Annotated in this window: 6 protein-coding genes and 3 tRNA genes; 1 reads left to right on the top strand and 8 read right to left on the bottom strand. The window is 43.4% G+C overall.

Annotated features, from left to right (window positions below):
* From OS173_RS07740 to OS173_RS07725, 4 genes are all read right to left on the bottom strand, one after another.
* A partial coding sequence (locus OS173_RS07740) for a GTP-binding protein (RefSeq protein WP_267183696.1) occupies positions 1–629 on the bottom strand: 629 nt, incomplete at its 3' end.
* A gap of 47 nt (positions 630–676) precedes the next feature.
* Positions 677–752 (bottom strand) — tRNA-Thr (locus OS173_RS07735).
* Between the two features lie 9 nt (positions 753–761).
* Positions 762–835: transfer RNA gene (locus tag OS173_RS07730), tRNA-Gly, on the bottom strand.
* A 38-nt stretch (positions 836–873) separates the two neighbouring features.
* Positions 874–958, bottom strand: a tRNA-Tyr gene (locus OS173_RS07725).
* A 687-nt stretch (positions 959–1,645) separates the two neighbouring features.
* On the opposite strand from OS173_RS07725, the gene OS173_RS07720 reads away from it, so the two are divergent.
* A complete protein-coding gene (locus OS173_RS07720; protein WP_267183695.1) occupies positions 1,646–2,545 on the top strand; it encodes a helical backbone metal receptor in 900 nt (299 codons plus the stop codon).
* Here the strand turns inward: OS173_RS07720 and OS173_RS07715 are convergent.
* The 4 genes from OS173_RS07715 to OS173_RS07700 form a co-directional block, all read right to left on the bottom strand.
* Entirely contained in the window at positions 2,506–4,113 is a 1,608-nt protein-coding gene (locus OS173_RS07715; protein WP_267183694.1) for a GDYXXLXY domain-containing protein, read from the bottom strand. The two genes, OS173_RS07720 and OS173_RS07715, sit on opposite strands and share 40 nt — an antisense overlap.
* A complete protein-coding gene (locus OS173_RS07710) occupies positions 4,106–5,143 on the bottom strand; it encodes a DUF2157 domain-containing protein (protein ID WP_267183693.1) in 1,038 nt (345 codons plus the stop codon). Before OS173_RS07710 ends, OS173_RS07715 begins: the two co-directional genes overlap by 8 nt.
* Before the next feature lie 73 nt (positions 5,144–5,216).
* Positions 5,217–6,269, bottom strand: coding sequence for a cell division protein ZapE (gene zapE / locus OS173_RS07705; protein WP_267183692.1), 1,053 nt, complete (start codon positions 6,267–6,269; stop codon positions 5,217–5,219).
* Positions 6,269–6,940 carry an alpha/beta hydrolase gene (locus tag OS173_RS07700; RefSeq protein WP_267183691.1) on the bottom strand — a complete coding sequence of 224 codons (672 nt, stop codon included), beginning with the start codon at positions 6,938–6,940 and terminating at the stop codon, positions 6,269–6,271. Before OS173_RS07700 ends, zapE begins: the two co-directional genes overlap by 1 nt.
* Between the last annotated feature and the right edge of the window lies 1 nt (position 6,941).

Here is a 6,941-nt window from a genome sequence, read left to right as displayed (position 1 = left end):
GCTGTGTCACGCTCAGGCTCAGGAAAATAAGAATCCATCTCATCCAACAGCTTTTGTACAGCCGGTACACCGATATCACTGGTGTCGCCTTCTAAGGCTTTCAAAGCTGATCCTTTAACCAATGGCGTGTCATCACCAGGGAACTCATAGTCATTCAATAACTCACGAACTTCCATCTCAACCAACTCTAACAACTCTTCGTCATCAACTTGGTCACATTTGTTTAAGAACACAACAATATAAGGTACGCCAACCTGACGTGCCAACAGGATATGCTCACGGGTTTGTGGCATTGGACCGTCAGCGGCTGATACCACTAAAATGGCACCGTCCATTTGCGCCGCACCTGTAATCATGTTTTTAACATAGTCAGCATGGCCCGGACAGTCAACGTGCGCATAGTGACGATTGTCTGTTTCGTATTCTACGTGAGAAGTCGAAATCGTGATACCACGCTCTTTTTCTTCTGGCGCGTTATCAATTTGGTTGTAATCTCTAAAATCACCACCCATCTTTTCAGCAGCAACTTTTGTGATCGCTGCAGTCAAAGTCGTTTTACCATGGTCAACGTGACCGATTGTGCCCACGTTCACATGGGGCTTATTGCGTTCAAATTTTTCTTTTGACATAGTTGCTACTCCAAAAACAAAAGCAGTTATAATTAAATCGTTTGTAATGGTGCCCATAACTGGAGTCGAACCAGTGACCTCTTCCCTACCAAGAAAGTGCTCTACCGACTGAGCTATATGGGCATCTTACATTGGAGCGGGTGATGGGAATCGAACCCACGTATTTAGCTTGGAAGGCTAATGTTCTACCATTGAACTACACCCGCTCTTCAAACCCGAAGCTCACTTCAGGGTCTCTATATAATGGTGGAGGGAGGAGGATTCGAACCTCCGAAGTTAAAAACAGCAGATTTACAGTCTGCCCCCGTTGGCCGCTTGGGTATCCCTCCAACGAACGAAGCACGGCATTTTCGTAGAATATTGCCTTAATGTCAATAAAAAATAGCAGTAATTTGAGTATCTGACTAAGCCGAGTTTAGCGAACATTACTGAGTTGCGAATTTTAGATGAATTTTATCGCTTTGCAAGGATTATTTTAAAATCTGGAACAACTTAAAAAAGCGAGAGATCAAATTGTCTCCAATAATGTTCTGCACTTCAAAATACGCATAAAATCAATTCCGTTGAAACGCCACATCAATTCTAAAACATCTTGGAAAAATATGTCACTAACCCGTGGTGCATTTAGAGCGATAAATGGTAAATAAACATGATTTAATAACCAAAAAGACGACTCGTCTTTCCGGCCAATACCACATCCTGTTAACTTGGCACACCTACGTCCTGTAGGCGACTAAGCGAAGCGCATGGACGCCGCCAAGGATGGCGGTGTTAGAATCGAGACCGGATCGGAGATCGAGGAATCTTCTCAATTTAGTCAGAATTTTAAACTTTGGGAGATATCTCCACTCACTTCGCTCGGTCGATATGACAACATTTGTTTTGGTTTCTTCCAAATGCACCACGGGTGTCACTACTATTTAATTAACATGTCAGCACAATACGAGTCTTAATTGAAACTTCCTCATTAAGAGTGTGCTAGTGCGGTGTTATGTATTTTTTTACAATCTACCAAAATGGCTTTGGAAGCTTTTCTCCATTACAATGCCCGTCACTCACTACAACAAAACACCACCATGCTAAATCGCTGTTTATATATCCTGTTACTGAGCGGACTCATAAATCCAATCCACGCTCAAAGTGATGCCAACAAGCCGGTAACGACCGTAAGCTTGGCGCCACATATCACAGAATTGATTTATGTTGCCGGTGGCGGCGAGACCCTAGTCGGTGTAAGTGCTTACAGCAATTACCCAAAACAAGCCGTTAACCTCACTGTTGTGGGTGATGCTTTTCGCATTGATTTAGAACAGATGATTGCTTTACAGCCGGATATGATTTTCTACTGGCAAGGCACCACAACCAATCAAGTCTTACAACAACTACAGCAACACAACTTAAACACCATACCGATTAAAATTGACTCTTTAGCCGACATCGGTGAGGCCATAAAAGATATTGCAAAACACATCGGATTAAAACAACCCGATGCCTATCAACAATTCAAAAAACAATTACACAGCCACAAGCAACAACAATCGACAATCCGGTCGGTGTTTATTCAATTATCAGAGCAACCACTTTACACAGTCAGCGCAGACCATTGGATGAGTGAAGCCGCGGCTTTGTGTGGCCTTGAGAATATTTTCCAGCAACTGCCAACCATTGCCGCCACCGTCACCAAAGAAGCTGTGATTGTCAAAAATCCTGATGTCATTATTCGCATGCAGCCCCTCAACAAAAACAGCCCTTTAAAACAATGGCCGCAAATTAGCGCCATTAAAAATAATCACATCGCTGTACTTAACCCCGATACCTTCAGTCGGCCGACACCCAGAATATTAAATGCCATTGAAGACCTGTGCCAACAAGTTAATCAGTTTTCTGGTAATGCGTCAGCTGCAGAAATTAACTGAAAATCCGCATTATATAGACCAGTCAATATAGAATCACCTTGCCGACTAACCCGAAAACCACCATATTCGGCCTGCTCATACAGCTTCGCGCTCCCCTCCTCAAAAAAGTAGGCATCAGTGGGTACCACCAAACCCCAGCGGCTGTGCTTTAGTGATAATAAATATTCATTATCCTCAAGTGGTTGGCCCTGGTAGAATCGCTGAAAAGCTGCCACCGACTGTTGATTGGTTTTAACCACAATTTGATTAGATGGTTGTAAATCGTGGTTATCTGATTGTGCCTGATTAACGGTATTACTTAACGCAAATCGCAAACGCATATAATCTCCCTGCATCAAAGAGCGTGGATCAACCGGCGCCAATTCCAGCAACATAAAATCACCGTCTTTAATGAGCATCTGTTTTTGATAAATGCCGGTATTCACCACAATTACAACAATAACAAAAGTGACCACCGCAATCCAAGGAACACTTTGTTGCGAAGCGGAGTGTCCATTAGCTTCCTTTGACGGTCGGCGCGTCAACCAAACCGCAATCAACATAACAACACCCATGGCTGTTAGTGTCATAGACTTCACCAGCAAACTCACATCTAAATGATAGTAATACCAGCTGACAAACCCCAACATCGCCAACACGCCTAAACCTGATAATATTCTATTACGACACACAAAACCAAGAATCAACAACAACGCGGCGCCACTAAAGCCGTGAATAACAAAACCCAACAAAGCAAAACCAATCAGGCTAAACAAAATTAAGCCGCGTTCAGCCGATGTTTGTGGCAACAATGATTGTCGCTGCAATCGCCACCACAAATAACCGTATACCGCGATGTGCAACACTGCGTTTAGCCATACAGCAGACTGGGTGAACCAAACACTCAAATCACCGCCCACATGACGACCCAGCTGCCAATACCATGATAAAGCCTGTACATTTAAACCAACCAAAGATAGCGCCAAAGCATAAGCCATGGGTTCGTATAGTTTTTTATCTTCATGCCAACCGATTTTGTCCATCCAAAGCCAAACCAATAAAGCACCCAGTAAAGCACTACCAACACCTGAAACCAATAAGAAAGAATGCCCCCAGAACAATAAGGTTACAGCAAATAAGGTACTTAATAATCGGTGTACAAAATCTTGCATCAACCACACCAAAAGAAGTTGATAAACCGCTAAAATATAAAACAATGATTGTGTTTGCCATCCCAGGTGTTTTGCCACCGCAAAACTAACCAACAGTTGGCCCGCCAAACTCAGCGCCAGAAACAAATGCTTTAAAAATGCCATCTTATTGTTATTTTGTTGCCTGTAAAAATGCAAAGCAGCAAAATTCAGCACCAAACCCAGGGCACCGCTCATCAACGGATAATCAAAAATGGGCACAATCATAAAACCGATAAAACCGGTTAAAAATATCGCAGCAAACCAGCCACCCACCGCCTGTAACACATGCACAAACCAGCTGTTATCGTCGTCTGTTTGTGAAACCGGTGGCGCATCAACCTGGGTTGTCATTTGTTTGGCTTTGAGCTGTTGCCATAAGACGTTTACATCATTCATCTTGCCACTCCTTTTGAATTGACTTCAACCAAGCCACCGCAGCGGCTGTTAAAGCGATAACGAGTATTGCCAGTAACAATAAAACAGACTCGTTAAAAACGTTATCAAACAGCTGAATGACTAAGGTTACTAACAGGGTGATGAGTGTCATCATCCAAAAAGCAAGAAACAACAAATCAGGACGATGATATCGATAATAAGCATATAAACCGGCCAATCCCAGCAACACCACCAAACCCCTGGTTAACGCATAAGACTGCCATTCAAATATGGCCATAAAACCCATAATTGTGAGGCACATTAGCAGCGCCAGACTTTGCAGCTGTCGTCCCCAGTCATCCGCCATTAAGCAACGCTGATAAAACCCTTTATCAGTTTTTATCGGGCTTGATTTAGATAACAACTCAAGCAACATCCACAACGCCGTGTTAACCATAAAAAACAGCCATATAAAATCAGCTGAATGATTAAACCACAACAACATCAGTGGCCGAGAATCTGCCAATAAAAACAGTGCCACGTTGATGATTGAGGACCACATTACCCACAACACGGATTGACCTGAAGTAATCGCCAACGCACTGATTAGTAGAGCCCATAAGGCGAACAACTGCCAGGGATCAGCACCTGTTTGGTATACCTGACCGAATAAAGCCAGTAGTCCACCGATTAATAAAACCATAACCACTGAACCAATAACTGTCATTAAATTTAGGCTTTTCGGCCGTATATTGAAACGATTATAAAAAGCCGGTGTTTTTATCAACCAAAGGCCTAAAACAGTTAAGAACAACCCCGCCTGCACCATAGCAAATTTAAATATTACGCCCATTGACTGCCAGTTATAAGCCAAAAAGAACAGCAAAGCCACGGCCAATGCCAACCCCCCGAGCACCATAAATAATGTTTTTAAAAAGGGCATCCAGTCGGTGGGCGCGGGGCGTTCATCAGCCATAATTAAGGCCGCTGAAACTGCGTCTTGTTTAATGGCTTTTTGTTTAATCCATTGATAAATAGCTGACTGAGACATATTGATTTGCCTTAAGCACAAATACAATAGTTTAGCAGAATTAAAACCTTGTGCGTCGCTTTGATTAAGCGATTTATTTCGGCTGAATTCGCAGTAACTCTGTGAGTCGTGAACGGGTGCGTCGGTACTCAAATGACATGCGTTTACCCTGATACAAAACATCGTAATGACAAGCGGCACGACACACCATGCCCACTTCAGCCTCATACAACACATCAACCAAAGTAATAAATCGCCTGGTTTGATCATCCATATCGGATGTTAATAATGGGATATGATCAATCAGCACGAAGTCAAATTGTTCACCAATAAGCAAATAATCATTGGCACCGCGAGCGGCCTCACATAAAGCTTTGAAATCACACCATAGTATATTGCCAGTCGATTTAATCACCGGTAATGCGCGATGATTAATATCAATGTCACCAGAAGCTGATGGGCCATTGGCAACGTGATCAAAAAATACATTTAACCGTTTCGCCGAGGAATCGTTGACAGGGAAATACCAATGTTCATGATCATGACTGTTATGATAGCGATAATCTTTTTCGCCATCGAGACGTAACACCTCCATATAATCATTAATCCAAACAATGGCCGGCATAAACTTAGCCCGTTGTAAACCATCTTTGTATAAATCATCAGGTTTTACGTTTGAGGTGGTCACTAACGTGATGCGATGTTGATGCAGGGTTTTTAGCAAACCGGCGAGGAGCATGGCATTAGCAATGTCATTGACCAAAAATTCATCAAGACATAAAATCTTGATGCGTTTCGCTAATTGTTGACCAATGTGCTCAATGGGATCAGACACACCCGCAACAGCACGTAAACGGCGATGTACCCATTGCATAAAATCATGATAATGCTGACGGCGCTTCGGAACTGATTCAGGCAGGCTGTCGTAAAACAAATCCATTAAGTGAGTTTTACCACGACCCACAGAGCCATAAATATATAAACCCCTGGCAACAACCGATTGTGAAAATGGCCACCATCTTTTCTGCGGTGTCTGAATAAGATCATCGTACAATCTTTGGAAAGACTGTACCACCTTAGCTTGGCGTTTATCGGGCAATAAGGTGCCGTCGTCAATTTCCTGTTGATATCTTTGGGCAGGTCCCATTAATCATTCGGCTCGCTGTTTACTTGTCTTAACAAGCCATTTTTAACCGCACCTTTTAAATCCAATAATCGACGATGGAAAAAGTGTCCGGCCTTCATAGTCACCAATTGTGGCTTTGGATTTTGAGCTTCCACATATTCATAAACAGCCCGCGGACTGACCACATCATCCTCTTCACCCATCACCATTAGCCATGGACAGTCAGGCGGATCTAATTCAGTAAAATCATAACGCTCTACAGGAGGCGCAACCGTCACAAAATGCTCAGGCTTAATATCATGAACTGCTCGCATCGCCACGTAGCATCCAAAAGAAAATCCCGCCAACCAAAATTTACTGTCCGGCTTGGCTTGTTTCGCCCATTCAAAGACGGTCATAAGGTCATCGGTTTCACCCACACCATCATCAAACACACCGTCAGATTCACCAACACCGCGAAAATTAAAACGAATGGTGTAAGCGCCCATCTCACGAAAGGCTTTTTCCAGCATATGGGTGACTTTATTGCGCATGGTGCCACCATACAGCGGATGCGGGTGACAAATAATGGCGACGCGATCCTTATCCACGGCATCAGCCACCGGTGGTGCAGTGAGTATTTCCAACTGGCCGGAGGAACTTGGTATCATTAATACCGTTGATTCTTCCGCAAATTTTGGCGCTTCAGACATA

Source organism: Marinicella gelatinilytica, assembly GCF_026410405.1.
Lineage (GTDB): Bacteria > Pseudomonadota > Gammaproteobacteria > Xanthomonadales > Marinicellaceae > Marinicella > Marinicella gelatinilytica.
The sequence above is the reverse complement of the archived record's forward strand: the minus strand, read 5'-3'. Positions and strand labels throughout refer to the sequence as shown.